Source organism: Stenotrophomonas maltophilia (genome assembly GCF_047782825.1).
Taxonomy (GTDB): Bacteria; Pseudomonadota; Gammaproteobacteria; order Xanthomonadales; family Xanthomonadaceae; genus Stenotrophomonas.
Genome location: NZ_CP180589.1, coordinates 2,454,588 through 2,477,379 on the forward strand (window position 1 = coordinate 2,454,588; position 22,792 = coordinate 2,477,379).

Genomic DNA, 22,792 nt, shown 5'->3' on the forward strand with positions numbered 1-22,792 from the left:
TCACTGACGCTACCCTGTGCCGATGAAAGTCGCCCTGCCCCTGCTGCTGTTGCTGCTGTCCGGTTTCAGTGTCCACGCCCATGCCCAGTCCCCGCGCCTGAACCGCTGCACCGATGCGCAGGGACAGAGCGTCTACACCGACCGCCCCTGCGACAGCGTGGGCGCGCAGTCGCGGCGCCCGCCGCCGCCCCCGGCCGGCAGCACCCTGCAGCGTGACAGCCTGGGCGCCAGCTGCCCGCGCCGCCTGAGCGAACTGGTGCAGGCACTGCACGATGCGGTCGATACCCAGGACGTGAACCGGCTGTCCACGCTGTACCTGTGGAGCGCAGTGTCCGATGCGGGCGCGCAGCGCATTCTTGGCCAGCTCGAATCGGTGGTGCGCCGCCCCCTGGTGGACGTGGTGCCGGTGTATCCACGGCAGGATCAGGACGTGCCGCTGGAGGAAGGCCAAAGCACTGCTGCGCAGGGATCCGACCCTGAGGAGCCGGCGGTGCCGCGGCACCCCGTCGGCCTGCGCCTGGAACAGACGCTGCCGGGCAGCGCCGCGCGTGCGGCCACGGTGCTGGGGCTGCGGCGGCAGTACGGGTGCTTCTGGATCACCTTGTAAGGCCGCATCCACGCATGGCGTGGATCTACTGGCGGAGTATGGCCGCATCCACGCATGGCGTGGATCTACTGGCGGAGCGTGCATTCCGGGGTCGGCCGTCTCAGGCCGGCCACAGGCCCCGGATCGCGGCGATGCCCTGCCCGCCATGGCGGCGCGCGTGGCCCAGATGGGTGCTGTCCAGCCCGCCCAGCGCATAGATCGGCAATGACACCTGCGCGCGCAGCGCGGCGAAGGCATCCCAGCCCAGCGGCGTGGCGCCGGGGTGGCTGGCCGTGGCCTGGACCGGGCCGAGGACGGCGAAATCACAGCCCAGCCGCTGCGCGGCCTGCAGCTGCGGCAGGTCGTGGCAGGACGCCGCCACCAGCTGCCCGGCCGGTAAGGGCCGTTCCTGCAGCGCCAGCACCTGCTCGCTGCCCAGGTGGACGCCCACGCCCAGCGCGCGGGCCAGTTCGATATCGCGGTTGAGCAGCCACTGCACGCCCTGGCGGTGCGCCCGCAGCGCCTGCTCGATCAGCGCCTGCCGCTGCGGGTGGTCGGCCGGCAACCGCAGCTGGATGCGCTGCTGGCCGGCAGCCACGGCACGCTGCAGCTGCTCCTGCCAACGCTGGGCCCCGGCCTCGTCCGCATCGGGTGCGGGGGTGATCAGGTAGCGGTCGGGCTGGCGCAGCGCGGCCACCACCGGCAGGTCGGCCGGCGGCATTGAATAGCGGCCCAGCTTGTCCGGCGCCACCCAGGTGATGGCCTGGCCCTCGCGGCCGCGCGGTGTGCCCTTCCAGCTGCGGATATGCCGCACCTCCAGGGTCAGGTGCTTGTCCGGGTAGTGCTGCGGCACGTCCATGATCCACTCGCCGATCTCAGCCTCGATGCCGAGCTCTTCGCGCAGCTCACGCACCAGCGCCTGTTCGGAACTCTCGCCGGCCTCGCGCTTGCCGCCGGGAAATTCCCACAGGCCGGCCATGTCGCGGTTCTCGGTACGGCGGTTGAGCAGCACGCGGCCACGGACGTCGGTGATGACGCCGGCCACGACATGGATCGATCGTTTCGGGGAGGGCATGGAGACAGGATGCCGAATCGGCAGGGCGCCGCGCAATGCCGGCCGCCGGCCCGGCACGACCATCGCCCCGGCCACAACGAAGAAGCCCCGCTTCCGCGGGGCTTCCTGGTGTCAGCTCAGCTGGCCGTGGCAGTGCTTGTACTTCTTGCCACTGCCGCAGGGGCACGGATCGTTGCGGCCGATCTTCGGCTCGTCACGCTGCAGCTGCGCCACACCCTGCTGGGCGGCCTGCACCTGCGCGGCCTCTTCGTCGGCGCTGTAGCTGCCAACGTCCTGGTGCTGGAACTGCGACTGGCTCAGGCGTGCTTCGGCCTGCTGGCGCTCGGCCGCTTCCAGCGCCTGCACTTCCTCGTCGCTGCGGATGCGCACGCGCGAAAGCAGGGTCACCACTTCGCGCTTCACGTTTTCCAGCATGTCCGAGAACAGCTCGAAGGCTTCCTTCTTGTATTCCTGCTTGGGCTGCTTCTGCGCGTAACCACGCAGGTAGATGCCCTGGCGCAGGTAATCCATGCGGGCCAGGTGTTCCTTCCAGCTCTGGTCCAGCACGGTCAGCATCACGTGCTTTTCCAGTGCGCGCATGGTCTCCTCGCCCACGCCGGCTTCCTTTTCGGCGAAGTGCTGGTTGACGCGTTCCTGCACCTTGGCGGCAATGCCTTCGGCGTCCAGTTCCTCGTGTGCCTTGACCAGCTCGACCAGCGACATGTCCAGGCCGAAATCGGACTGCAGGGTGGCTTCCAGGCCACGCAGGTCCCACTGCTCGTCCACCGAATTCGGCGGCACGAAGCGGGCGACGATGTCGAAGATCACGTCGTCGCGGATGCCATCGACGTTGTCCTTCACCGACTCGGCATCCAGCAGCTCGTCGCGCTGGGCGTAGATCACCTTGCGCTGGTCGTTGTTGACGTCGTCGAAGTCCAGCAGGTTCTTGCGGATGTCGAAGTTGTGGGCCTCGACCTTGCGCTGCGCCTTTTCGATCTGGCGGCTGACCAGGCGGTCCTCGATGACGTCGTCTTCCTTCATGCCCATCATGCGCATGGCCTTCTGCACCCAGTCGGAGGCGAAGATGCGCATCAGGTTGTCTTCCAGCGACAGGTAGAAGCGGGACGAACCCGGGTCACCCTGGCGGCCCGAACGGCCACGCAGCTGGTTGTCGATACGGCGCGATTCGTGGCGCTCGGTGCCCACGATGTGCAGGCCGCCGGCGGCCTTCACGGCCTCGTGGCGCTGCTGCCAGTCGGCCTTGACCGCAGCCTTCTGCTCGTCGGTCGCGCCCTCGCCCAGCTCGTGGATCTCCGCTTCCAGCGAGCCGCCCAGCACGATGTCGGTACCACGGCCGGCCATGTTGGTGGCGATGGTCACCGCCGCCGGGCGGCCGGCGTTGGCGACGATGGTCGCTTCGCGGTCATGCTGCTTGGCGTTGAGCACTTCATGCTTCACGCCCGCCTTGCGCAGGTGCTCGGACAGCATTTCCGAGGTTTCGATCGAAGTGGTACCCACCAGCACCGGCTGGCCGCGCTTGGCGCACTCTTCGATGTCGGCCAGCACCGCGTTGAACTTGCCCTTGCGGTTGAGGAACACCTGGTCCGGGCTGTCCTTGCGGATGGTCGGGCGGTTGGTCGGGATCACCACCACTTCCAGGCCGTAGATGCTCTGGAACTCGAATGCTTCGGTATCGGCCGTACCGGTCATGCCGGACAGCTTCTTGTACATGCGGAACAGGTTCTGGAAGGTGATGCTGGCCAGCGTCTGGTTCTCGCGCTGGACCGGCACGCCTTCCTTCGCTTCCACCGCCTGGTGCAGGCCATCGGACCAGCGGCGGCCGGCCAGGGTACGGCCGGTGAATTCGTCGACGATGACCACTTCGCCATCGCGCACGATGTAATCCACGTCACGCTGGTAGATGGCGTGCGCGCGCAGGGCAGCGTTGAGGTGGTGGACCACGGTCAGGTTCTGCGGCGCGTACAGGCCTTCGGTCTCGCTGTCGAGGATGCCCGCTTCCACCAGCAACTGCTCGGCGTGCTCCATGCCCGCTTCGGACAGGTGCACCTGCTTGCCCTTTTCGTCGACCCAGAAGTCGCCCTCGCCGTCTTCCACTTCCTGCTTGACCAGGTTCGGCACGACACGGTTCACGCGGATGTACAGCTCCGGGGAATCGTCGGCCGGGCCGGAGATGATCAGCGGGGTACGCGCTTCGTCGATCAGGATGGAGTCGACTTCGTCGACGATGGCGTAGTGCAGGCCGCGCTGGTAGCGGTCGGCCTTGGACAGCGCCATGTTGTCGCGCAGGTAGTCGAAACCGAATTCGTTGTTGGTGCCGTAGGTGATGTCCGAGGCATACGCTTCGCGCTTGTCGCCGTGCGGCATGCCCGGGTAGACCACGCCCACGCTCAGGCCCAGCCAGTTGTACAGCTTGCCCATCTGGGCGGCGTCGCGGCGGGCCAGGTAGTCGTTCACGGTGACCACGTGCACGCCCTTGCCTTCCAGCGCGTTCAGGTACACCGGCAGGGTCGCGACCAGGGTCTTGCCTTCACCGGTGCGCATTTCTGCGATCTTGCCCAGGTGAAGCACCATGCCGCCGATCAGCTGCACGTCGTAGTGGCGCATGCCCAGCACGCGGCGGCCGGCTTCGCGGCAGACCGCGAAGGCTTCCGGCAGCACCTTGTCCAGGGCTTCACCGCCGGCGATGCGCTGCTTGAACTCCGGCGTCTTGGCCTGAAGCTGCTCGTCGGAAAGCTTCTCGATCTCCGGCTCCAGCGCATTGATCTTGGCGACGATGCGGTTGAGCTGGCGCAGCTGTCGTTCATTACGACTGCCAAATACGCGGGTAAGCAGGCTGTTGATCATTGAAGGAACCGGGTTGGATGGACACAGCGGCCCGGCCTCCCCCTTGGGATCCGTCCGCCGCAAACGAAACAGGGCGCCTGGCGCCCTGTCGATGGCAACACCCATTGTAGCTTGGGACGGGCGCGAGGGGTTTCAACCCTTTGGCGATGGGGTCAGAGCCCTTCCGCGTTGCGGAAGGGCTCTGACCCCCAACCAGGGTTCAACCGCGGCTGATGCGGCCGACCGGCGTGTTGCCGCCGTCGCCCAGGAACTTGCGCGGGTTGACCACGTTGCCGTTCTCCCACACCTCGAAGTGCACGTGGGCACCGGTCGAGCGGCCGGTGGAACCGGCCTTGGCCACTTCCTGGCCAGCACGGACCAGGTCACCGACCTTCACCACCAGGCGCGAATTGTGCGCGTAGCGGGTGACATAGCCGTTGCCGTGGTCGACGTCCACCACGTTGCCGTAGCCGCCCTTCACGCCGGAAAAGCTGACCACGCCATCGGCCACGGCCATGACCGGGTCGCCGACGCGGGCGTGGAAGTCCATGCCCTTGTGGGTGGCGGCACCGCGGCCGAACGGGTCGGCACGGGTGCCGAAGCCGGAGGTGATGTAGCTGTTGCGGATCGGCATGCGCGAGGGCACGGCGTTCTGCTGCAGCTGGTGGTCGAACATCAGCGATTCCATCACCGACAACTGGCGGCCTGAAGCAGCGAAGCGCTGCTCCAGCACCTGTAAGTCGGCGTTGACGTCCTTCACCGGGATGTCCGAGGTCGGGCCGCCGGCATCGCCGTCACCCAGGCCGGGGGTCTCGTTGAAGTCGAATTCGCCGTCTTCCAGCTTGCCCATCTGGGTCAGCCGTTCGCCCAGGGCGTTCAGGCGGGTGGCCTGGGCCTGCAGCTCGCCCAGGCGCGCGGCCAGGGCGTTGACCTGGGTCTGCGCATCGCGCTTGACCTTGGCCAGCTCGGCGTCCTGGCGGTCGACCTTGGCCTGCAGGCGCGAATCATTCAGCGCGCTGGCGCCAAAGCCGCCAGCAAGGCCGATAATGCAGCCTACCCCGAGCACGCTGCCCAGCAGGGCGCGGGGGCGGTCCTCGAAATAGAACCGCAAACGCGCGATCGGCGATTTGGCCTGTCCTTCACGCGTTTTGATTACGATCTTTTTGAATGCCATCAGTGAGTTTTCATGTCTGAGCCGAAATCCAGCGTTCGTCCCGCGACCAGGCCGAAACCGGCACTGGATGCAGTGATGGCGGACAAAAGCGGGAACCCGCTGCGCCGTGCCTTGTGGCTCGACGCGCTGGACCATCAATTGCGCCCCCAGTTGCCGCCCGCGTTGCGCAACCGTTGCCGGCTGGCCAATGTGGACGGGGAACACCTCGTTTTTCTCGTCGAATCACCGGTCTGGCATGCCAAGTTGCGGCTTGCCGAAGCCCAGTTGCTCGACGCGGCCCGGTCCATCGGGCTGAAGGCCACCAAGGTGACCATCAAGACTGCGTCTCCCATTCCCACGCGCTCCCCAGCGCTCGACAACCGGAATGGACCCCACGCAGTTTCAGCCGCCACGCACAAAGGGCTACGCGACGCCTTGGCGGCCCTGCAGGATGCCCCGGTCAAACCGAAGCAAGGGTCCTGAGGACAACGGAGCATCCAGCTCCGATCCCCGTCGCGCGTGTCACCGCAGCGTGAAACATTTTCGGGGGCCGGGTCGCATCCTAGCCGCCCTCGGTGGTCGAGTCGTTAGATTGTTGTTAACTAATCGTTAAATTCAGGCTTCCATCCGGTCAGGTTCACAAAACCGTGATCCGGGCCCGACCGTCGCGTCACGCGCTGCGCCATTCAGCCGGCGGCCGCCGGAAACGAAAACGCCGCCCTGGAAGGCGGCGTTTTCTCTTTTTATTTCAACAACCTGCAGCGATCAGGCGTAGGCCGGAACGGCGTACACCACCGGATCTTCGGCGGTCGGCGACTCGTAGGTCACCCATTCCCAGGCGGTAGCGTCGGCCATCAGGGCCCGCACCAGCTTGTTGTTGAGCGCATGGCCGGACTTGAAGCCTTCATAGGCGCCCAGCACCTGGCCACCGGCCAGGTACAGATCGCCGATCGCATCGAGGATCTTGTGGCGCACGAACTCATCGGCGTAACGCAGGCCGTCTTCGTTCAACACGCGGAATTCGTCCAGCACGATGGCGTTGTCCATCGAACCGCCCAGGCCCAGGTTGCGCTCGCGCATGTATTCCAGGTCGCGCATGAAACCGAAGGTGCGCGCGCGGGAAATTTCCTTGGTGTAGGCCAGGGTGGAGAACTCGATTTCCTGGCGCGACTGCTTGGCCGGGATCATCGGGTGGTCGAACTGGATGGTGAAGCCCAGCTTGTAACCCTCGTACGGGGTGAAGCGGGCCACCTTGTCGCCCTCGGTCACTTCCACGGTCTTCAGCACGCGGATGAAGCGCTTGGGCGCGTTCTGTTCCACGATGCCCGCCGACTGCAGCAGGAACACGAACGGGCCGGACGAACCGTCCATGATCGGCAGCTCGGCCGAGGACAGTTCGACGATGATGTTGTCCACACCCAGACCGGCCAGTGCCGACATCAGGTGTTCGACGGTCTGGATCTTGGCGTCGTTGCAGGTCAGGCCGGTGCACAGGGTCACTTCGGTGACCAGTTCGGCCTTGGCCGGCACTTCCACCACCGGATCCAGGTCCACGCGCCGGAACACGATGCCATGGTTGACCGGTGCCGGGCGCAGGGTCATGTAGACCTTGTCACCGCTGTGCAGGCCAACGCCGGTGGCGCGGATCGTGTTCTTGAGGGTGCGTTGCTGGATCATGGGGGTAGACCGGAAGTGACACGCTAGATTAACACGCAGGGTCCCATACCCCGGCTGAAACACCAGGAGCCGCCGCCGGCAGCACACACCGGCACGCCGGTGGGACGCGCTGAAGCAGGGCGGCCGGGCCCATCCTGGCCCGGCGCCCGCGTTTTCAGGACATGGTGGCGCAACCCGGGGGGGACAAGCCCCGGGCCACGCCGCTTAGTCCGCCTGGCGGCGCAGGAACGCCGGGATGTCCAGGTAATCGTTGGGCAGTTCAGCCGCGGCCGGGGCCGAGGACGCCGGTGCCGACGGGGCCGAAGCGGCGACGCTGTCGCTGCTCGGGCGACGCAGGCCCAGGCCCATGCCGCCGACGGCCTTGGACACGGCGTCGCCGCCGTTGTCGAAGTCGCCGAACTCCGGCTGGCCGGTGGTGGCATTGCGGACCAGCTTGATCGGGGCACGCTCGCCCGGGCGCTGGCTCTTGCTGGCCGAGACGCGGTTCAGGCCGGTGGCGACCACGGTCACGCGCACTTCGTCCTGCATGTCCGGGTCCAGCACGGTACCGACCACCACGGTGGCGTCTTCGGAAGCGAAGCCATCGATGGTGCGGCCGATCTCGTCGAACTCGGCCATGGTGAAGTCGGCGCCGGCGGTGATGTTGACCAGGATGCCGTTGGCACCGGCCAGGTTCACATCGTCCAGCAGCGGGTTCTGGATGGCCGATTCGGCAGCGGCCTGGGCGCGGTCATCGCCGCGGGCGGTGCCGGTACCCATCATCGCCAGGCCCATTTCGGACATGACGGTGCGCACGTCGGCGAAGTCGACGTTGATCAGGCCCGGGCGCACGATCAGGTCGGCGATGCCCTGCACGGCGCCCTGCAGCACGTCGTTGGCGGCACGGAAGGCCTGGATCATGGTCGCGTTGCGACCCAGCACGGTGATCAGCTTCTCGTTCGGGATGGTGATGAGCGAGTCGCAGTGCTGGCTCAGTTCCTCGATGCCCTTCAGCGCCACCTGCATGCGGCGACGGCCTTCGAACGGGAACGGCTTGGTGACCACGGCCACGGTCAGGATGCCCATTTCCTTGGCCAGCTGGGCCACCACCGGCGCAGCGCCGGTGCCGGTGCCGCCACCCATGCCGGCGGTGATGAACACCATGTCCGCACCCTGCAGGGCGTCCATGATGCGCTCACGGTCTTCCAGGGCAGCCTGGCGACCCACTTCCGGGTTGGCGCCTGCGCCCAGGCCCTTGGTCACGTTGGTACCCAGCTGCAGCTGCAGCTTGGCACCACAATTCTTGATGGCCTGCGAGTCGGTGTTGGCGGTGATGAATTCCACGCCATCCACTGCCGAGTTGACCATGTGCGCCACGGCATTGCCGCCGCCGCCGCCCACGCCAACCACCTTGATCACCGCATTGGGTGCCATCTTTTCGATCAGTTCAAAATGCGCCATGTCCGTGTCCTCGTTATATCCGCTTGTCGGTGGCATGGGCGTTCAGGCCTCCTGCCTTTGCGCGTCATGTTGCCGGTGCGGCTGTGTGGGTTGTGTGTTGCGTTGTTGCCGTCTATTGCAGGTGTTGCGACCGGGCATGCCCGGGTAGTGCAGGTTGCGCGTCAGAATTCGCCGCGGAACCAGGTCTTGAGTTTCTTGAACATGCTGCCCGCGCGGCCGGTCGGCAGCGACGGCCGGCGCGGATGCTCGATCTGGCTGCCCATCAGCAGCAGGCCCACGCCGGTGGCATGCACCGGGTTGCCCACCACTTCGCCCAGGCCGGTGACGTGCTGCGGAATGCCCACGCGCACCGGCATCTGCAGCATTTCCTCGGCCAGCTCGACCACGCCTTCCATCTTCGAAGCACCACCGGTCAGCACCATGCCGGCGCGCACCAGTTCCTCGAAGCCGGAACGGCGCAGTTCGGCCTGCACCATCTCGAAGATTTCCTCGTAACGGCCCTGCACCGCCTGCGCCAGCGAATGGCGCGGCATGCGGCGCGGCGGGCGGTCGCCCACCGACGGCACCTGGATGCTTTCCTCGGCGGTGGCCAGCTGGGCCAAGGCGCACGCGTAGCGCACCTTGATCTGCTCGGCTTCCGGGGTGGGCGTGCGCAGCATGTGCGCGATGTCGTTGGTTACGTGGTCGCCGGCGATCGGCAGCGATGCGGTGTGGCAGATCGCGCCCTGTACGAACACGGCGATATCGGTCGTGCCGGCGCCCATGTCCACCAGCACCACGCCCAGCTCGCGCTCGTCGGCGGTCAGCACCGCCACGCTGGACGCCAGCGAGGACAGCACCAGGTCATCCACCTGCAGGCCGCAGCGCTGCACGCACTTGCTGATGTTGGCCGCGGCCGACTGCGCGCACACCACCAGGTGCGCATGCACTTCCAGGCGCACGCCGGTCATGCCGACCGGGTTGCGGATGCCTTCCTGCGAATCGTCCAGCACGTACTCGCGCGGGATCGCGTGCAGGATCTTCTGGTCAGCCGGGATCGCCACGGCCTTGGCCGCATCGAGCACGCGGTCCAGGTCGCCCCAGGTCACTTCCCCGTCGCGGATCGGCACGATGCCCGGCGAGTTCTTGCACTGCACGTGGTTGCCGGAAATGGAGGCGTACACCGAGCGGATCTCGCAGCCGGCCATCAGTTCGGCTTCTTCCACCGCGCGCTGGATCGACTGCACGGTCGACTCGATATCCACCACCACGCCGCGCTTGAGTCCACGCGATTCGTGCGAGCCGATGCCGATCACTTCGATCGGGTTGCCCGGCGAATACTCGCCCACCAGCGCCACCACCTTGGAGGTGCCGATATCCAGGCCGACGATCAGCGATTTGTCACCCTTGCGATTCATGTCCTTTCCTGCGTTCGTCTGGCCGGGGTCGCGGGTGCGCCGGCCGGCGTGGCCGGCGTTCCCCAGCTCAGGGTGAAACCATTGGTGTAACGGAGATCGGCACGTTCGATCGGCGCGGCCTGGTTGGCCAGCTGCGGCAGCACGCGCACGAAGCGCTGCAGGCGCGAGCGCGCATCATCACGGCCGACCACCACTTCGGTGCCATTGCTCAACAGCAGCGACCAGCTGCCGCGCGCATCCATGGTCAGGCGGCGCACGTCCACACCGGCCGGTGCGAACAGCGCGCGTGCATCGTTGTAGAGCTTGACCACTTCTTCGGTCTGGCTGTCCGGGCCGTCCAGTTCGGGCAGCTGCAGATCGGCCAGCTTCTTCGGCGTGGGGAACAGCTTGCCCTGCTCGGACAGCAGGCGGCCTTCGCCCCAGCGGGCGAACGGCTTGTGCTCGACCAGGGTCACTTCCAGCACGTCCGGCCACTGCTTGCGCACCTGCGCGCTTTCCACCCACGGCAGCTTTTCCAGGGCGTCCTGCGCATCCTGCAGCTTCACCGCGAAGAAGCCGGCGTGGGCATACGGCAGCAGCACCTGCTGCAGCTGTTCCGGCGGCACGCGCTTGAACTCACCGTGCACGCGCAGCTTCGCCAGCGGCCAGCGCTCGGCGCCGACCCAGCCATTGACCACGGCCACCACCGGCAGTGCCACCACCGACAGGGCCAACAGCCAGACGAAGATGCGCAGCACCGCGTTCATGCCTGCGATGCCTCCAGGGTCTGTTCCAGCACGCGCCACACCAGTTCCTCGAAACCGATGCCGGCCTGGCGTGCGGCCTTGGGCACCAGCGAATGGCTGGTCATGCCCGGCGCGGTGTTCACTTCCAGCAGGAAGAAGCGGCCGCTGGCGCGGTCGCGCATCACGTCCACGCGGCCCCAGCCACGGCAGCCGGCGGCACGGAAGGCGGCCAGCGCGATGCGGCGGATTTCTTCTTCGTCCGCGCCATCCAGGCCCGGGCACAGGTACTGGGTGTCCTCGGCAATGTACTTGGCGTTGTAGTCGTACCACTGGCCCTTGGGCACGATGCGGATCGACGGCAGCGCGACATCGCCCAGGATGGCCACGGTCAGTTCGTCGCCCACCACCATCTGTTCCATCAGCAGCTGGCCGTCGTAGCGCGCGGCCAGGGCCACCGCTTCGTCCAGGCCCGCCTCGTCGGTCACCCGGCTGATGCCCACGCTGGAGCCTTCGTTGGCTGGCTTGACCACCACCGGCAGGCCCAGCGCGGCGGCATTGGCGTGCACGTCCTGCGCGGTCACCTTGCGGTACTGCGGGGTGGGCAGGCCCAGCGACAGCCACACCTGCTTGGTGCGGATCTTGTCCATGCTCAGCGCCGAACCCAGCACATCCGAACCGGTGTACGGCACGCCGAAGGCGTCCATCAGGCCCTGCACGATGCCGTCCTCACCGCCACCGTTGTGGCCGTGCAGGATGTTGAACACCCGGTCGACACCGCCGGCGGCCAGCGCCCTGGCCAGCGCCGGGATGCCATCCACCGCGAAGGCGTCGACACCGCGCGACTGCAGGGCTTCGAGCACATTGCGGCCCGAATCCAGCGACACGTCGCGTTCACTGGAGGTGCCGCCCAGCAGCACGGCCACGCGGCCGAACACGGCCGGGTCGGTGTTGCGCAGCGGCGGGAAGGTCAGCGTGCTCACGCCTCGCCCTCCGCCTTGAAACCTTCCACTGCAATGTGGCTTGCGACGGCGCCGATGTCGCCCGCACCCATCATCAACAGCAGATCACCGTCCTGCAGCACGTCCGGCAGCACGCTGGCCAGTTCGGCAGCCTTGCCCACCACCACCGGTTCGCTGCGACCACGCGCACGGATGGCGCGGGCCAGCGCATGCGAATCGGCACCGGCAATCGGTTCTTCACCGGCCGGGTAGACCTCGCTCAGCACCAGCGCATCCACGCTGGACAGCACGGCGGCGAACTTGTCGAACTGGTCGCGGGTACGGCTGTAGCGGTGCGGCTGGAAGGCCACCACCAGGCGCTTGTCGGCCCAGCCACCACGGGCGGCGGCGAACACCGCTTCCAGTTCGCTGGGGTGGTGACCGTAGTCATCGATGATGCGCACTTTGGCACCGCTGGCCGTGGTCACTTCACCCAGATCGTTGAAGCGGCGGCCGACACCGGCGAAGGATTCCAGCGCACGCGCGATCGCATCCGGGGCCACGCCCAGCTGCCAGCCCACCGCCGCGGCGGCCAGTGCGTTCAGCACGTTGTGCCTGCCCGGCAGCGCCAGCACCACTTCCTGGCTGGTGCCCTGCGGCAGGCGCAGGGTGAAGCGCATGCGCGAACCTTCCTGCACCACGTTTTCGGCGCGCACATCGGCCTGCGGGCTGATGCCGTAGCTCATCACGTGGCGCGGGGTCTTGGCGGCCAGCGCGGCCACTTCCGGGTCGTCAATGCACAGCACCGCCAGGCCGTAGAACGGCAGGCGCTGCAGGAACTCGGCGAAGGCCGCCTGCACGCGGGCAAAGTCGTTGCCGTAGTTTTCCAGGTGGTCGGCGTCGATGTTCGTGATGATCGACATCAGCGGGTTCAGGCGCAGGAAGCTGCCATCGCTTTCGTCGGCCTCGGCCACCAGCCACTGGCCACCGCCCAGCTTGGCGTTGGCGCCGGCGGCCAGCAGCTGGCCACCGATCACGAACGTCGGGTCCAGGCCACCTTCGCTCAGCACCGCAGCGGTCAGGCTGGTGGTGGTGGTCTTGCCATGCGTGCCGGCCACGGCGATGCCGCGGCGGAAGCGCATCAGCTCGGCCAGCATGGCCGCGCGCGGCATGATCGGAATGCGCTGGCTGCGCGCTTCCATCAGTTCCGGGTTGTCTTCGCGGATGGCGCTGGACACCACCACGCAGTCGGTGCCCAGCACGTTGGCCGCCGAGTGGCCGCGCATGATGCGCGCCCCCAGGCCGGCCAGGCGGCGGGTGGCCGCGTTGTCGGCGTTGTCCGAACCGGACACTTCATAGCCCAGCGTCAGCATCACTTCGGCGATGCCGCTCATGCCGGTGCCGCCGATGCCGACGAAATGCACGCGCGGGAACGCGCGCACCAGGTCGTTGGTGTCATGCAGGCGGCGGATCATGCGCGGCCTCGCGCGTGGCAGGCGCTATGGCAGGCCTTCTTCATACTGCTTCCTCAAGAATGATATCGGCGATGCGCTCGGCGGCATCGACCTTGGCCAGGGCACGCGCGGCTTGCGCCATCTGCATGCGGCGGGCGGGATTTTCGGACAGTTCGCGCAGCAGTGCGGCAATGCCGTCGGCCAGCGTTCCGTCCTGCTTCAGCAACACGGCCGCGTTGCGCTCCACCAGGTACTCCGCGTTGCGGGTCTGGTGGTCATCAACGGCGGCGGGGAATGGCACCAGCACGCTGCCCACGCCCACCGCGCACAGTTCGGCCAGGGTGGACGCGCCGGAACGGCACACCACCAGGTCGGCCCAGGCGAAGGCATCGGCCATGTCGGCGATGAAGGGCGTGATCTCAGCCTGCACACCGGCCTTGGCATACGCCTCGACCGCTTCGGCGTGCATCTTCTCGCCGCTCTGGTGGCGCACCACCACCGGCACGCCGGCGCCCAGCTGGGCAATCGCCTGCGGCACGCCGGTGTTGAGCGCGCGGGCGCCCTGGCTGCCGCCCAGCACCAGCACGCGCAGCGGGCCGCTGCGGTCGGCCAGGCGCTGTTCCGGCGGTGCGATGGCGGCGATTTCCGCGCGCACCGGGTTGCCGACGAACTCTTCGCCCTTGGCGAAGGTGCCGGGGAAGCCGGTCAGCAGGCGGCGCGCATAGCGCGACAGGATGCGGTTGGTCAGGCCCGGCGCACGGTTCTGTTCGTGCACGATCAGCGGCAGGCCATGCAGGCGCGTGGCCATGCCACCGGGACCAGAAGCGAAACCACCGAAGGCGACCACCGCACGCGGCTGGCGCTGGCGGATGATCATGCCGGCCGCGCGCAGTGCGCGCATCAGCCGCCACGGGGCGGCAAGCAGGGCCAGCTTGCCCTTGCCGCGCAGCCCGGTGATGGCCAGCGTATCGAAGTGGATGCCCTGCTGCGGCACCAGGCGGGTTTCCATGGCACCGTCGGCGCCCATCCAGGTAACCGGCACGCCACGTTCGCGCAGCACGCGGGCCACGGCCAGGCCGGGGAAGATATGGCCACCGGTGCCGCCGGCCAGGATCATCACCGGGCGGGCCTGGGTGGACAGGCGGGAAGCGGTGCCGCTCATGACAGCCTCCCGAAGGTCGGTTCGATGCGCGACTGCAGGCGGCTGGTGCCACGTGCGGCCGCCGGTGCAGCGGCCGCCACCGGCTCGGCGCCCATCGGCGCGCCGGCGGCGGCCGGCGCGGCCGGCTCATCGGCGGCCACCGGGGCGTCTTCGCCACCGCCGATGCGCACGGCCTGGCGGCGCTCGGCACGCTTGAGTTCATAGGACACGCGTAGCAGCAGGCCCATCGCTACGCAGGTCATCAGCACCGACGAACCGCCGGACGAGATCAGCGGCAGGGTCAGGCCCTTGGTCGGCAGGATGCCCAGGTTCACGCCGATCGAGACGAAGGTCTGCATGCTGATCCACAGGCCGATGCCGAAGGCGATGTAGCCGGAGAAGTGGCGCTTCATTTCCACGCAGCGCATGCCCAGCCAGAAGGTGCGGCCCACCAGCAGCGCGTACAGGGCCACGATCACGCAGGTGCCCAGGAAGCCGAACTCCTCGGCGGTGACCGAGAAGATGAAGTCGGTATGCGCTTCGGGCAGGTAGTACAGCTTCTGCACCGAATTGCCCAGGCCCACGCCGGTCCACTCGCCACGGCCCACGGCCATCAGCGCGTTGGACAGCTGGTAGCCGTCGCCCTGCTGGTCAGCCCACGGGTCCAGGAAGGAGGTGATGCGGCGCATGCGGTAGGGCTCGATGATCGCCAGCGCGCTCATGCCGACCAGGCCGATGACCACCGGCATCGACATGCGCGGCATGTTCACCCCGCCCAGCACCAGCATGCCGGCGGTGATCGCCAGCAGCAGGGTGGACGAACCGAAGTCCGGCTGCAGCAGCAGCAGCACGACCAGCGCACCGGCCACACCCAGCGGCTTGAGCATGGCCGGCCAGGTCGCGTTGACCTCGTCGCGGAAACGCACCAGGTAGCTGGACAGCCAGACGATGTAGAGCACCTTCACCGCTTCCACGGTCTGGAACTTGGACACGCCCAGGTTGATCCAGCGGCGGGCACCGTTGACGCTGCTGCCCAGGCCGGGAATGAACACCACCAGCAGCAGCGCGAAGCAGCCCAGCAGCAGCATCTGGTTGTACTGCTCGATGGACTTCAGTTCGGTGCGGGCGGCGATGACCGCCAGCACGATACCCACCGCCAGGAAGATCAGGTGGCGGTTGAGGTAGTAGAACGGGCTGCTCATCAGCGCGATCGAGCTGGACGCCACCATCACCACGCCCACACCGGTGAGCGCGATGATCGCGCCCAGCAGCCACTTGTCGTAGCTGCCTTCGATGGCTTCAAGGCGTGTTGCCTGGCGGGACAGGTCGTTCATTCTCAGCGCACCTTCAGCGTGGCCAGGCCGATCAGCACGAGCACGACCGAGATGATCCAGAAGCGCACGATCACGCGCGGCTCGGGCCAGCCCTTCAGCTCGAAGTGGTGGTGGATCGGCGCCATGCGGAACACCCGCTTACCGGTCAGCTTGAACGAAGCGACCTGGATCATCACCGACAGCGTTTCGATGACGAACACGCCGCCCATGATCACCAGCACCAGCTCCTGGCGGGTGATGACCGCGATCGTGCCCAGCACCGCGCCCAGCGCCAGCGCGCCGATGTCACCCATGAACACCATGGCCGGGTAGGTGTTGAACCACAGGAAGCCCAGGCCTGCGCCGGCGATGGCCGCGCAGATGATGACCAGCTCGCCGGCCCCCGGAATCTGCGGGATCTGCAGGTAGTTGGCGAACACTACGTTGCCCGAGGCATAGGCGAACACGCCCAGGCCGCAGGCCACCAGCACGGTGGGCATGATCGCCAGGCCGTCCAGGCCGTCGGTCAGGTTGACCGCGTTGGAGAAGCCGACGATCCAGAAGTAGGCGATGGCCACGAAGCTGATGCCGGCCAGCGGCAACGCGATCGACTTGAACATCGGGATGTAGAAGGTCAGCGCGGCCGGCACGTCGGCGGTCTGCAGCAGGAAGATGCCTGCGGCCAGGCCGAAGATCGACTGCAGCAGGTACTTCCAGCGCGAAGCCAGGCCGTTCGGGTCACGGCGCACGATCTTGATCCAGTCGTCGTACCAGCCGATGGCGCCGAAGCACAGCATCACCGCCAGCACCAGCCACACGTAGCGGTTGCGCAGGTCGGCCCACATCAGCACCGACAGGGTGACGGTGAGCAGGATGAGCGAACCGCCCATGGTGGGCGTGCCGGCCTTCACGAAGTGGGTCTGCGGGCCGTCGGTACGGATCGGCTGGCCACCCTTGAACTGGGCAAGGCGGCGGATCACCGCCGGGCCAAGCCACAGCGACAGGAACAGGGCCGTCAGCGCGGCAAGGATGGCGCGGAACGTCTGGTAGTTGAACAGCCCGAACAGGCTCTCCAACTGCTGCAACCATCGAGCCAGTTCATACAACATGCGGGGATTCCTCTCCTTGCGCCAGCAGCGCTTTGACAATCGTGTCCATGGCGCTGCCACGGGACCCTTTGACCAGGCAGCGCACGCCGGCGTGCAGCTCGCCCTGCAACGCCTGCGACAGCGCGTCATGGGTGGCGAAATGGCGCCCACCTTCGCCGAAGGCGGTGGCGGCGGCGGCACTGAGCGGGCCCAGCGCGTACAGGCGCTTCAGGCCAGCGGCGCGCGCACGCAGGCCGGCCTGCGCGTGCAGGGCCACGGCATCCGGGCCCAGCTCGCGCATGTCGCCCAGCACCAGCCAGCCCTCATCCTGGGCGGCGGCCAGGGCATCGATGGCGGCGGCCAGCGAACCGGGGTTGGCGTTGTAGCTGTCATCCACCAGCACCGCGCCGCTGTGCAGGGTGTGGGCGATCTGGCGGCCCGGCACCGGCTGAGCGGCGGCCAGGCCGGCAGCCACCAGCTCCAGGCCGATGCCTGCACCCAGTGCCAGGCTGGCGGCGGCCAGCGCATTGCTGATGTTGTGGCGGCCGGGCAGACCCAGCACCACGCCCACCTCGCCCTGCGGCGACACCAGGGTGAATTGGCTGCCCTGCGCACCGGCGCGGATATCGCGCGCGGTGACGTCGGCGCTGTGTTCCAGGCCGTAGCGCAGCACCCGGCAACGGGCCGGGGTACCGATGAAATGCTGTTCGAACCAGCGGCCGTAGGCATCGTCCACGTTGATCACCGCCACGCCATCGGCCGGCAGTGCCGCATAGATCGCGCCCTTGGTGACCGCAACGCCGAGCAGGCTGCCCATGCGTTCCAGGTGCGCCGGTGCGATGTTGTTCACCAGCGCGTAGCGCGGGCGGGCGATGTCGGTCAGATAGGCGATGTCGCCCGGCTTGCCGGCGCCCATCTCGTAGACGGCGTAGTCGGCATCTTCCGGCGCATCGATCACCGCCAGCGGCAGGCCGATCTCGTTGTTGCGGTTGCCGGGGTTGGCGTAGACCACCTTGTGGGCATGCGCGGCCACCTGCTGCAGGATCGACAGCAGCAGGCTCTTCACGCTGGTCTTGCCGTTGCTGCCGGTGATCGCAAACACCTCGGTGCCACGGTCGCGCTGCATGCCGGCGGCGATCCTGGCCAGGGCCAGTTCGCTGTCGGCCACCAGCACCTGCGGCACGTCCAGCGGCAGCAGCCGCTCGACCAGCAGCGCACTGGCGCCGCGCGCGTGCGCGTCGGCAGCAAAGTCATGGCCGTCGAAACGCTCGCCGCGCAGGGCCACGTACAGGCTGCCCGCACCCAGGCTGCGGGTGTCATTGCTGACCGCGTCGATGGCCACGTCGTCGCCGTGGATCTCGCCACCGGCCCAGTGTGCGATCAGCGAAAGCAGGGTGCGCTTCATGCCGCGCCCTCCCCTGCCAGCACACCGGCCTTCGCGGCCAGCGCGGCGGCCGACACTTCGGTGTCGTCGAAGTCGTGGCGCACGCCCTTCACTTCCTGGTAAGGCTCGTGGCCCTTGCCGGCGATCAGGATGATATCGCCCGCACCGGCACGCTTCACTGCCAGGCCGATCGCACGCGCGCGGCTGCGCTGCACGGTCACGGCGGAGGCATCGGTGAAGCCGGCGAGGATGTCGGCCACGATCACGTCGCCGTCTTCGCCACGCGGGTTGTCGTCGGTCACGATGACCTGGTTGGCCAGGCGCTCGGCAATGGCCGCCATCTGCGGGCGCTTGCCGGTATCGCGCTCGCCGCCGCAGCCGAACACGCAGTACAGCGTGCCCTGCAGGTGGCCGTGCAGGCTTTCAAGGGCCTGTTCCAGCGCATCGGGGGTGTGGGCATAGTCCACCACCACGGTGGGCAGGCCGTCTTCGCCGCCCAGGCGGTTCATGCGGCCACGGATCGGCTGCAGCGCCGACAGCACTTGGGCGATGCGCGCAACCGGCTCGCCCAGCGCATGCAGGCTGCCGGCCACGGCCAGCAGGTTGTCCACGTTGAAGCGACCCAGCAGCGGCGACTGCACCGGAGCGCGCGCGCCGTCGATGACCAGTTCGAAGCCGATGCCGCGGCCATCCAGCTGCAGGCCTTCGGCACGCACGCTGGCCTCGGTGGCGCCGCGCGAGCTCAGGCCGATGGCCTGCACACCCGCCGGCAGGCCGGCGAACAGCTGGCGACCGAAGGCATCATCCAGGTTCACCACCGCGGCCTTCAGGCCCGGGCGGTGGAACAGGCGGGCCTTGGCCGCGCCGTAGCTGGCCATGTCGCCGTGGTAATCCAGATGGTCACGGGTGAGATTGGTGAACACCGCCACGTCGTAGTGCACGGCATCCACGCGGCCCTGGTCCAGGGCGTGCGAGCTGACTTCCATCGCCACCGCACGCGCGCCGTCATCGCGCAGCTGCGCCAGCAGCGCGTGCATCTGCAGCACCAGCGGGGTGGTGAAGCCGGTCGGCTCAACCGCGCCATAAAGTCCGGCGCCCAACGTGCCGATACTGCCACTGGGCGTACCGAGAAGGTGCCAGGCCTGGGCCAGCAGCTGCACGGTGGAGGTTTTGCCGTTGGTGCCGGTCACGCCCACCATGGTCATCGCACGCGACGGCGCGCCATGGAACTGGTCGGCCATGGCGCCGAGGCGCGCGCGCAGGCCCGGCACGGCGACGGCATCGGCCGGGGCCGGCAGCTCGGCCGGGGCCGGCGGTTCAAACAGGATGGCGCTGGCACCGGCCGCGCGCGCCTGCTCGACAAAGCCCAGGCCATGCGCGCCGAAACCGGCGATGGCGACGAAGGCATTGCCGGGGCGCACGGCACGGCTGTCCTGCACCAGGCCGGTCAGAACGGGATCGTTGCCCGCCAAGGCAACGTCCGGAAGCAACTGCGAAAGCAACATCGAAGGGCTCATTGCGTGCCTCCCGCGGGCGGGGCCGGCACGTGGTTCTGCGCGCTGGGCAGCGCGGCGTCGAATTCGGCGGCGGCATCGGCCGGCAGTGCGGCCTCGGCTGGCGGCGCCGGCAGGATGGAGGCCGAATGCCCCATCTTTCCGGACTGCTGGGCGGCCAGCCACGACTGCAGATCGTCCAGCGGGACATCCATCAGGCGCAGGGTGCCTTCCATCACGTTGTGGTAGACCGGCGCGGACACCAGGCCACCGTAGAACTTGCCGCCCTGCGGGTCGTTGATGACGATGACCGTGGCGAAGCGCGGGTTGGTGGCCGGCACCACACCGGCAAACAGCGAGTTGTAGTGGCCGCGCTCGTAACCGCCGGGGCCGGCCTTGCGCGCGGTACCGGTCTTGCCGGCCACGTGGTAGCCCAGCACCGCCGCCTGCTTGGCGCCACCTTGGGTCACCACGGTTTCCATCATCGCCACGACCTGCTTGGCGACGCTTTCATCGATGATCTGCTTGCCTTCGTTGCGCTGGCCCTTCACGAAGGTCGGGGCGATCAGCTTGCCGCCGTTGGCCAGCGCCGAATACGCGGTCGCGATCTGCAGCGGCGTCACGTTCAGGCCGTAGCCGTAGGACATGGTGGTCTTGGTCGCACCATCCCAGTTGCCCGGGCGGCGCACCACGCCACCGGATTCACCGGGGAAACCGCTGTGCGGCACCGAGCCGTAGCCGAAGCGGCGCACGCCGTCATAGAAGGTCTGGTCGGTCATCTTCGCGGCGATCTTGGCCGCGCCGATGTTCGAACTGCGGGTGATCACGCCGGTCACGTTCAGCACGCCGTTGTTGCGCGGCACGTCGCGGATGGTGAAGCGGGCCACCTGCATGTAGCCCGGGTTGGTATCGATGATGGTGTCCTTGGTCACCGCACCGGACTGCAGCGCGGTGGCGATGGTCAGCGGCTTCATCGTCGAACCCGGCTCGACCAGGTCGGTCACGGCGCGGTTGCGGCGCGTGTCCGGCACGGCACCGTTCAGCGAATTCGGGTTGTAGGTCGGCAGGTTGACCATGGCCAGGATCTCGCCGGTGGCCACGTCCATGATCACCATCGAACCGCCGGCCGCCTTGTTGGCCACCAGCGCGTTGCGCAGTTCCTTGAAAGCCAGGTACTGGATGCGGCGGTCGATGCTGAGGGTCAGGTCCTTGCCCGGCTCAGCGGCGCGCAGCAGATCGCTTTCCACCGTTTCGCCCTTGCGGTTGCGGATCACCCGCTTGGCGCCGGCCTTGCCGCGCAGCCATTCGTCGAAGGCCAGCTCCAGCCCTTCCTGGCCGCGGTCGTCGATGTTGGTGAAACCCAGCACGTGCGCCATCGCCTCACCCTGCGGGTAGAAGCGGCGGAACTCGCGCTGCGCGGCCACGCCCGGAATCTTCAGCGCGACCACCTTCTCTGCCTCGTCCGGATTGATCCGGCGGCGCAGGTACATGAATTCCTTGTCCGACTTCTGCGACAGACGGCTGCTCAGCTCGTCCACCGACATGCCCACCGCCTGGGCCAGCTCGGGAATGCGGTCGGGTGAACGCAGCAGGTCCTGCGGATTCACCCAGATGGAAGCGACCGGGGTGGACACCGCCAGCGGCTCGCCGTTGCGGTCGGTGATCATGCCGCGCGAGGTCTTGATCGGCAGCTCGCGCAGGTAACGCGCTTCACCCTGGCGCTGGTAGAAGTCGCTGTTGATGATCTGCACGTAGGCCGCACGGCCGACCAGCGACACCGAGCACAGGCCGAGTGCCAGCGCGACCCAGCGCAGGCGCTGGCGCAGGTTGAAGGCGTTGCGCGGGCGGTTGCGGCCGGTCTTGCTCATGGGCGCACCACCACCACGTCGGCGGCTTCAGGGAACTTCATGCCCAGCTTCTCGCGGGCCACGCGGTCCACGCGGTTGGCTTCGGCCAGGGTGGCCTGTTCCAGCTGCAGGCGGCCGAATTCCAGGTTGATGTCATCGCGCGTGCGCTCGGCACGCGACAGCTCGATGAACGTCTGCCGATGACGGTGACGCACGAACACGACGCCGATCGCCGAGGCCACGGTGCAGGCCAACAGGATGATCAGCAGCAGCCGGCTCATGCATCGGCCTCCCGCTTCTGGGCCACGCGCAGCACGGCACTGCGGGCACGCGGGTTGGCGGCCAGTTCTTCATCGGTGGCCTTGATGGCACCGCCGATCAGATCCAGAGTCGGCACGAAGGCCACGGCCTCGGGCAGGCGGCGGTTGGCCGGCGGCGCCTTGGCCAGGCGGTTCATGTACTGCTTGACGATGCGGTCTTCCAGCGAATGGAAGCTGATCACCGCCAGCCGGCCACCGGGCTTGAGCCGTTCCACGGCCGCATCGAGCCCGGCCTCCAGATCGGCCAGCTCGCGGTTGATGTGGATGCGGATGGCCTGGAAGCTGCGCGTGGCCGGGTGGATCTTGTCCTTGCCACGCGGCATCACCGAGGCAATCAACTCGGCCAGTTCGGCGGTGCGGGTGAACGGCTGCTTCTCGCGGCGGGCGACGATGGCACGGGCGATGCGCCGGCTCTGCCGCTCTTCGCCGTAGGTCCACAGCACGTCGGCAATCTCGCGGGCTTCCACACGGTTGATCCACTGCGCCGCACTTTCGCCGCTGTCCGGGTCCATGCGCATGTCCAGCGGGCCGTCCTTGCCGAAGCTGAAACCACGCTCGGCCACGTCCAGCTGCGGCGACGACACGCCCAGATCGAACAGCACCCCGTCCAGGCCTTCGGCCGTCGCATCCCATTGCAGCAGCTGGGCGAAGCTGCCACGGAAGATGGACACGCGTGGGTCCGGCGCGAAATCGCGCTCGGCTACGGCGATGGCTTCAGGATCCTTGTCCATGACCAGCAGACGCCCCTCCGGGCCCAACTGGCTGAGCACGCCACGTGCATGACCGCCACGACCGAACGTGCCATCCAGATAACGTCCGTTTTCGATCACCCTCAGGCCGTCAATGACCTGGGTGTACAGGACCGGCAGGTGCACCGCCGGCGACTGCGACACCGGAAGGTGACCGGTCTGCGCTTCTGGGCGCATCCGGGCACCCCG

General features: G+C 67.8%; 19 protein-coding genes. 2 read left to right on the forward strand and 17 right to left on the reverse strand.

All coding sequences use genetic code 11. The features are described from left to right. Positions 1 to 22: 22 nt before the first annotated feature. Positions 23 to 607 (forward strand): DUF4124 domain-containing protein, encoded by a 585-nt coding sequence (locus ACM2ZB_RS11640; protein WP_416055533.1) that lies wholly within the window; start codon positions 23 to 25, stop codon positions 605 to 607. 100 nt (positions 608 to 707) lie between these two features. Here ACM2ZB_RS11640 and ACM2ZB_RS11645 read toward each other — a convergent pair whose 3' ends face one another. The 3 genes from ACM2ZB_RS11645 to ACM2ZB_RS11655 form a co-directional block, all read right to left on the reverse strand. Next, the gene (locus tag ACM2ZB_RS11645) at positions 708 to 1,661 is read right to left on the reverse strand and encodes a Nudix family hydrolase (protein ID WP_416055534.1); all 954 of its coding nucleotides are present in this window, start codon (positions 1,659 to 1,661) and stop codon (positions 708 to 710) included. A gap of 111 nt (positions 1,662 to 1,772) precedes the next feature. Then, complete coding sequence (secA, locus tag ACM2ZB_RS11650) at positions 1,773 to 4,505, reverse strand: preprotein translocase subunit SecA (RefSeq protein ID WP_313440082.1); 2,733 nt, start codon at positions 4,503 to 4,505, stop codon at positions 1,773 to 1,775. 199 nt (positions 4,506 to 4,704) lie between these two features. After that, on the reverse strand, positions 4,705 to 5,658 hold the full coding sequence (locus tag ACM2ZB_RS11655) for a M23 family metallopeptidase (protein ID WP_313440085.1): 954 nt from the start codon (positions 5,656 to 5,658) through the stop codon (positions 4,705 to 4,707). 12 nt (positions 5,659 to 5,670) lie between these two features. Here ACM2ZB_RS11655 and ACM2ZB_RS11660 point away from each other — a divergent pair, with 12 nt between their 5' ends. Then, positions 5,671 to 6,120, forward strand: a complete 450-nt coding sequence (locus tag ACM2ZB_RS11660) for a DUF721 domain-containing protein (protein WP_313440088.1) — start codon at positions 5,671 to 5,673, stop codon at positions 6,118 to 6,120. Between the two features lie 282 nt (positions 6,121 to 6,402). Here the strand turns inward: ACM2ZB_RS11660 and lpxC are convergent, their stop codons facing one another. The 14 genes from lpxC to rsmH form a co-directional block, all read right to left on the reverse strand. Beyond that, positions 6,403 to 7,314 carry a UDP-3-O-acyl-N-acetylglucosamine deacetylase gene (gene lpxC, locus ACM2ZB_RS11665; protein ID WP_313440090.1) on the reverse strand — a complete coding sequence of 304 codons (912 nt, stop codon included), beginning with the start codon at positions 7,312 to 7,314 and terminating at the stop codon, positions 6,403 to 6,405. A 204-nt stretch (positions 7,315 to 7,518) separates the two neighbouring features. Then, a complete protein-coding gene (ftsZ, locus tag ACM2ZB_RS11670; protein ID WP_313440092.1) occupies positions 7,519 to 8,754 on the reverse strand; it encodes a cell division protein FtsZ in 1,236 nt (411 codons plus the stop codon). 161 nt (positions 8,755 to 8,915) lie between these two features. Then, positions 8,916 to 10,151, reverse strand: coding sequence for a cell division protein FtsA (gene ftsA / locus ACM2ZB_RS11675; protein WP_005408083.1), 1,236 nt, complete (start codon positions 10,149 to 10,151; stop codon positions 8,916 to 8,918). Beyond that, entirely contained in the window at positions 10,148 to 10,897 is a 750-nt protein-coding gene (locus tag ACM2ZB_RS11680) for a cell division protein FtsQ/DivIB (protein ID WP_108767754.1), read from the reverse strand. Before ACM2ZB_RS11680 ends, ftsA begins: the two co-directional genes overlap by 4 nt. Next, on the reverse strand, positions 10,894 to 11,856 hold the full coding sequence (locus ACM2ZB_RS11685) for a D-alanine--D-alanine ligase (protein WP_416055535.1): 963 nt from the start codon (positions 11,854 to 11,856) through the stop codon (positions 10,894 to 10,896). The genes ACM2ZB_RS11680 and ACM2ZB_RS11685 overlap by 4 nt, the downstream gene beginning before the upstream one ends. Next, a complete protein-coding gene (murC, locus tag ACM2ZB_RS11690) occupies positions 11,853 to 13,289 on the reverse strand; it encodes a UDP-N-acetylmuramate--L-alanine ligase (protein ID WP_416055536.1) in 1,437 nt (478 codons plus the stop codon). Before murC ends, ACM2ZB_RS11685 begins: the two co-directional genes overlap by 4 nt. Before the next feature lie 40 nt (positions 13,290 to 13,329). Continuing rightward, complete coding sequence (murG, locus tag ACM2ZB_RS11695) at positions 13,330 to 14,430, reverse strand: undecaprenyldiphospho-muramoylpentapeptide beta-N-acetylglucosaminyltransferase (protein WP_416055537.1); 1,101 nt, start codon at positions 14,428 to 14,430, stop codon at positions 13,330 to 13,332. Then, positions 14,427 to 15,743 carry a putative lipid II flippase FtsW gene (ftsW, locus tag ACM2ZB_RS11700; RefSeq protein WP_416055538.1) on the reverse strand — a complete coding sequence of 439 codons (1,317 nt, stop codon included), beginning with the start codon at positions 15,741 to 15,743 and terminating at the stop codon, positions 14,427 to 14,429. Before ftsW ends, murG begins: the two co-directional genes overlap by 4 nt. A gap of 2 nt (positions 15,744 to 15,745) precedes the next feature. After that, a complete protein-coding gene (gene mraY, locus ACM2ZB_RS11705; RefSeq protein WP_079220628.1) occupies positions 15,746 to 16,831 on the reverse strand; it encodes a phospho-N-acetylmuramoyl-pentapeptide-transferase in 1,086 nt (361 codons plus the stop codon). Beyond that, the gene (locus ACM2ZB_RS11710; protein ID WP_416055539.1) at positions 16,821 to 18,215 is read right to left on the reverse strand and encodes a UDP-N-acetylmuramoyl-tripeptide--D-alanyl-D-alanine ligase; all 1,395 of its coding nucleotides are present in this window, start codon (positions 18,213 to 18,215) and stop codon (positions 16,821 to 16,823) included. Before ACM2ZB_RS11710 ends, mraY begins: the two co-directional genes overlap by 11 nt. Then, positions 18,212 to 19,711, reverse strand: coding sequence for a UDP-N-acetylmuramoyl-L-alanyl-D-glutamate--2,6-diaminopimelate ligase (locus ACM2ZB_RS11715; protein WP_416055540.1), 1,500 nt, complete (start codon positions 19,709 to 19,711; stop codon positions 18,212 to 18,214). The genes ACM2ZB_RS11710 and ACM2ZB_RS11715 overlap by 4 nt, the downstream gene beginning before the upstream one ends. After that, complete coding sequence (locus ACM2ZB_RS11720) at positions 19,708 to 21,555, reverse strand: peptidoglycan D,D-transpeptidase FtsI family protein (RefSeq protein WP_416055541.1); 1,848 nt, start codon at positions 21,553 to 21,555, stop codon at positions 19,708 to 19,710. The genes ACM2ZB_RS11715 and ACM2ZB_RS11720 overlap by 4 nt, the downstream gene beginning before the upstream one ends. Continuing rightward, positions 21,552 to 21,815, reverse strand: a complete 264-nt coding sequence (gene ftsL / locus ACM2ZB_RS11725; RefSeq protein WP_079220624.1) for a cell division protein FtsL — start codon at positions 21,813 to 21,815, stop codon at positions 21,552 to 21,554. Before ftsL ends, ACM2ZB_RS11720 begins: the two co-directional genes overlap by 4 nt. Next, positions 21,812 to 22,780, reverse strand: coding sequence for a 16S rRNA (cytosine(1402)-N(4))-methyltransferase RsmH (rsmH, locus tag ACM2ZB_RS11730; protein ID WP_416055542.1), 969 nt, complete (start codon positions 22,778 to 22,780; stop codon positions 21,812 to 21,814). Before rsmH ends, ftsL begins: the two co-directional genes overlap by 4 nt. Positions 22,781 to 22,792: the final 12 nt, after the last annotated feature.

Coding starts and splice junctions, on each gene's coding strand:
- ftsZ (WP_313440092.1), bottom strand. CDS start 8,754: ATGGCGCATTTTGAACTGATCGAAAAGATGGCACCCAATGCGGTGATC.
- ACM2ZB_RS11715 (WP_416055540.1), bottom strand. CDS start 19,711: ATGAGCCCTTCGATGTTGCTTTCGCAGTTGCTTCCGGACGTTGCCTTG.
- secA (WP_313440082.1), bottom strand. CDS start 4,505: ATGATCAACAGCCTGCTTACCCGCGTATTTGGCAGTCGTAATGAACGA.
- ACM2ZB_RS11655 (WP_313440085.1), bottom strand. CDS start 5,658: ATGGCATTCAAAAAGATCGTAATCAAAACGCGTGAAGGACAGGCCAAA.
- murG (WP_416055537.1), bottom strand. CDS start 14,430: ATGAGCGGCACCGCTTCCCGCCTGTCCACCCAGGCCCGCCCGGTGATG.
- ACM2ZB_RS11645 (WP_416055534.1), bottom strand. CDS start 1,661: ATGCCCTCCCCGAAACGATCGATCCATGTCGTGGCCGGCGTCATCACC.
- ACM2ZB_RS11720 (WP_416055541.1), bottom strand. CDS start 21,555: ATGAGCAAGACCGGCCGCAACCGCCCGCGCAACGCCTTCAACCTGCGC.
- ACM2ZB_RS11710 (WP_416055539.1), bottom strand. CDS start 18,215: ATGAAGCGCACCCTGCTTTCGCTGATCGCACACTGGGCCGGTGGCGAG.
- ACM2ZB_RS11660 (WP_313440088.1), top strand. CDS start 5,671: ATGTCTGAGCCGAAATCCAGCGTTCGTCCCGCGACCAGGCCGAAACCG.
- ACM2ZB_RS11640 (WP_416055533.1), top strand. CDS start 23: ATGAAAGTCGCCCTGCCCCTGCTGCTGTTGCTGCTGTCCGGTTTCAGT.
- murC (WP_416055536.1), bottom strand. CDS start 13,289: ATGATCCGCCGCCTGCATGACACCAACGACCTGGTGCGCGCGTTCCCG.
- rsmH (WP_416055542.1), bottom strand. CDS start 22,780: ATGCGCCCAGAAGCGCAGACCGGTCACCTTCCGGTGTCGCAGTCGCCG.
- ftsW (WP_416055538.1), bottom strand. CDS start 15,743: ATGAACGACCTGTCCCGCCAGGCAACACGCCTTGAAGCCATCGAAGGC.
- mraY (WP_079220628.1), bottom strand. CDS start 16,831: ATGTTGTATGAACTGGCTCGATGGTTGCAGCAGTTGGAGAGCCTGTTC.
- ACM2ZB_RS11680 (WP_108767754.1), bottom strand. CDS start 10,897: ATGAACGCGGTGCTGCGCATCTTCGTCTGGCTGTTGGCCCTGTCGGTG.
- ftsA (WP_005408083.1), bottom strand. CDS start 10,151: ATGAATCGCAAGGGTGACAAATCGCTGATCGTCGGCCTGGATATCGGC.
- ftsL (WP_079220624.1), bottom strand. CDS start 21,815: ATGAGCCGGCTGCTGCTGATCATCCTGTTGGCCTGCACCGTGGCCTCG.
- lpxC (WP_313440090.1), bottom strand. CDS start 7,314: ATGATCCAGCAACGCACCCTCAAGAACACGATCCGCGCCACCGGCGTT.